2 protein-coding genes are annotated in these 3,327 nt (G+C 63.6%); both read right to left on the bottom strand.

Translation table 11 applies throughout. The features are described 5' to 3' along the window. Positions 1-799: 799 nt before the first annotated feature. Positions 800-2,368, bottom strand: coding sequence for a long-chain-fatty-acid--CoA ligase (locus FJ039_12560; protein ID MBM4406978.1), 1,569 nt, complete (start codon positions 2,366-2,368; stop codon positions 800-802). Between the two features lie 27 nt (positions 2,369-2,395). Next, positions 2,396-3,121, bottom strand: coding sequence for an enoyl-CoA hydratase/isomerase family protein (locus FJ039_12565; protein MBM4406979.1), 726 nt, complete (start codon positions 3,119-3,121; stop codon positions 2,396-2,398). Between the last annotated feature and the right edge of the window lie 206 nt (positions 3,122-3,327).

Here is a 3,327-nt window from a genome sequence, read left to right on the forward strand (position 1 = left end):
TGGCTAAAGAGGTGTCGCGAGAGCGGTCGGTTTGATAGCGGATAGCGACGCGCGTCCCGCCCGTGAGCGGGGCGGGCGAGGAGGTATGCCGAAACGGATTTTGTCTGAAAGAGCATGGATGCTCACCCTCCTCTCCCTCGATGGGAGAGGAACTCGCGAATGCGAGAGGAGAGGGTGATTACCCTGCCCTATGGGCAAACTCCAAACCACCCGTAGGCTCACCGCGAGCGTGACCGGCTGACACCTGTCGCCGAGGACGCTCCGAGTCCCTTCCGTTCCTGTAGTCTCCACGAGACTCGGAGCACGTGGGCCTGCCCATCCTGTAGCGGTTTCACCGCCGCCACGTTAAACGCTCGCAAACGTCGTCCATGTCCCTCCCATAGACCGTCCGCATAACGCTTCCCACCGCGACACCTCAACCGTGAAACGTAAAAAGAACAAAGAGCAGGCTAAAGAAAGAGCAGGAGGTGAAACCAACACGTAGGGGCGCGGGGCACGCGCCCTCACTCTCGTTCCTACGAGTCCGGACCGCTCGGACCGCGTGTCTCCTCACTCCGCATGCTGCATCGGTGCCGCACCGGAGCGCCCTGGGTTGTTCCCACAACCCAACACAGCATCTGCAATGAACCGAGGCTCTGACTTTTGCGCATGGGCAGGCCAGACATCGAGGATCGTGGCGATCCGGTTCAAAGGCGCGCGCTCCGGTGAAGCACACGGAGTCCTTCAGAAAGGACCGCGTTCGCCCGATGTTACCGGGCCGCCCCTACAGAACCCGCGATGAATACTCCGCAGGCTCGCCTTAGGCGGTGATGGGCTGGTTGTACTGGGCGCGGAGGTCCTTCTTGAGGATCTTGCCCATGGGGTTGCGCGGGATCTCGGCGATGAAGATGATGGACTCGGGCTTTTTGAAGCTGGCGAGCCTGCCCCGGCAGAACTCGATCAGCTCGGCTTCGGTCACGCTATGGCCGGCCTTCTTCACCACGCAGGCGCGGACGCGCTCGCCCCATTCCGTGTCCGGCACGCCGATGATGGCGACGTCTTCCACGGCGGGGTGCTCGAGGATGCAGTTTTCCACCTCTTCAGGGGAGATCATCTCGCCGCCGCGCTTGATGATGTCCTTGGCGCGCCCGGCCAGGAAGATGTAGCCGCCTTCGTCCTGGTAGCCCAGGTCGCCGGTGTGGAGCCAGCCGTTCTTATCTATGGTGGTGGAGGTGGCCTTCTCCTGCTTCCAATAGCCCTTCATGATGCGGCCGCCCTTGGCGACGATCTCGCCCACCTGGCCGGTGGAGAGGAGGCTGCCGTCTTCGCCCATGATGCGCACTTCCACGTCCGGGAGCGGCTTGCCAATGGATCCCAGGCGCTTCATCTTCAGCTCGCGTTCGGCGGGCGTAGTGCCCCGGATATCGTGGTCGTCCGGCCCCAGCATGGTGATGGTGGCGGCCGATTCCGTCTGGCCGAAGGCGTTGATGAAGCGGGAGTTGGGGAGCTCCACGATGGCGCGCTTAATGACTTCCAGGGGCATGGGCGCCGCGCCGTAGGTGATGACCTTAAGGGAGGAGAGGTCGTACTTCTTGAAGCTGGGGTTGTCCATGAGCTGCTTGAGCATGGTGGGGACCATCATGGCGCGGTCTACTTTGTGGGACTGCACCAGGCGCATCCAGTCTTCGGCATCGAACTGGCGCTGGATGACCAGGGTGCGCCCGCCATAGACGGCGGCCATAACGGCCTGGATGCCAGCGATGTGGTACATGGGGACGGTGAGGATGTTCTTCTCCTCCACGTCCGGATCGGCGGGGGTAACGTTGTTGGTCACATAGTCGGAGAAGTTGCGGTGGGCCAGCATGACGCCCTTGGGCTTGCCGGTGGTGCCTGCGGTGAACATGAGGATCGTCAGGTCGGCTTCCTCAGTATCGGTAAAGACCTCGTCTTCGGCGGAGCTTGCGATGGTCTTCTCGTAGTCATGCCAGCCCTGGTGGTGCTTGCCGAGGGCGACGAGGTGCTTGACGTCGGGGATGCGGGGCTTGATCTCGTTGAACATCGGGTAGTAGCGCTCGCCTGCGAAGGCGACGGCGGCGCCGGAGTCCTGGATCATGAACTCGATCTCATCGGCCTTGGCGCGGAAGTTCAGGGGGACGTAGATGGCGCCGACCTTGGCGCAGGCGAAGTAGGTCTCCAGGCACTGGTTGGTGTTCACATCGCAGTAAGCGACGCGATCGCCCTTGCCGATGCCCATGCCCTGGAGGGCGTTCGCCAGGCGCGTGGAGCGGTTCTGGAGGTCGTTGAAGGTGTAGCTCTTGTCTTCGAAGAGGATGGCGGCGCGATCAGGGGCGATGGCGCTGGTCACCATCAGGAACTCGGGCGTATTCATGCAGGCTCCTCCGTGGTTTCTCTCAGCTCAGGCGGCTCCTGCGAGCCGGGCTGTCAATTTGCGTTCGATCTCGAGGCCGTTCGCCAGGGAGAGGTCAGCCCCGCGATGGACGGCCTCCTTCGCATAGGCGAGGGCCCGGGGCGGCAGGGCCGCCAGATCCTCCGCCAGGCGCTGGGCCTTGGCGAAGAAATCGTCCTTCGCCTCGATGCTGTTCACGAGGCCGATGCGCTTGGCCTCGGGCGCTTCCATGGTGCGTCCCGTCAGCACGGCCTCCATGGCCCGGGGAATGCCGACGATGCGCGGCAGGGTCTGGGTACCCCCTGCGGCGGGGATCATGCCGAGGCCCGTTTCCGGCAGGCCGAACTTGGCCTCCGGCGAGGCGATGCGGATGTCACAGCAGAGGGCGATCTCTATGCCGGAGCCGAGGCAATAGCCGTGGATGGCTGCGATGAGGGGTTGGCGGAGGGAGAGGAAGCGATGCCAGACATCACGCTCGAAGCGGACCTGGCGGGCGATGGCCTGGGAGGGAGCGCTTCCGAACTCCGTGAGGTCGGCGCCTGCGCAGAAGGCCTTTTCGCCCGCGCCGCGGAAGACGGCGACGCGGACATCGCTGTCAGAGGCGATGAGGCCCAGGGTCTCGAAGAGCTCATCGCGCATCTTGATGTTATAGGCGTTTAGGACGCGCGGGCGGTTGAGGGTCACCCAGGCGACGCCGTTGGCCTTTTCCAGGAGGATGGTCTCGAATGCGCTCATGGGAGGAACCTAACCCCTGCCCTCTCGACGCGGCATCGGGATCTCGGCAGACCTCGACCTCTGTCCCCTGAGAAGGAAGCGGTTGGAGGTCGCGAAAGCGCGATGGGGTGAGAATTGGGGGCTCATTTTGGAACAGTCATCGGCCTGCGAAGTGTGGCGCGCGCTTCTCCAGGAAGGACTTGAGGCCTTCAGCGCGATCAGAGGTG

The organism is Chloroflexota bacterium, from assembly GCA_016875535.1.
Lineage (GTDB): Bacteria > Chloroflexota > Dehalococcoidia > SHYB01 > SHYB01 > VGPF01.

Bases quoted from the DNA above. Each gene is read 5' to 3' on its own strand.
- FJ039_12560 (MBM4406978.1), bottom strand. From the start codon at position 2,368: ATGAATACGCCCGAGTTCCTGATGGTGACCAGCGCCATCGCCCCTGAT.
- FJ039_12565 (MBM4406979.1), bottom strand. From the start codon at position 3,121: ATGAGCGCATTCGAGACCATCCTCCTGGAAAAGGCCAACGGCGTCGCC.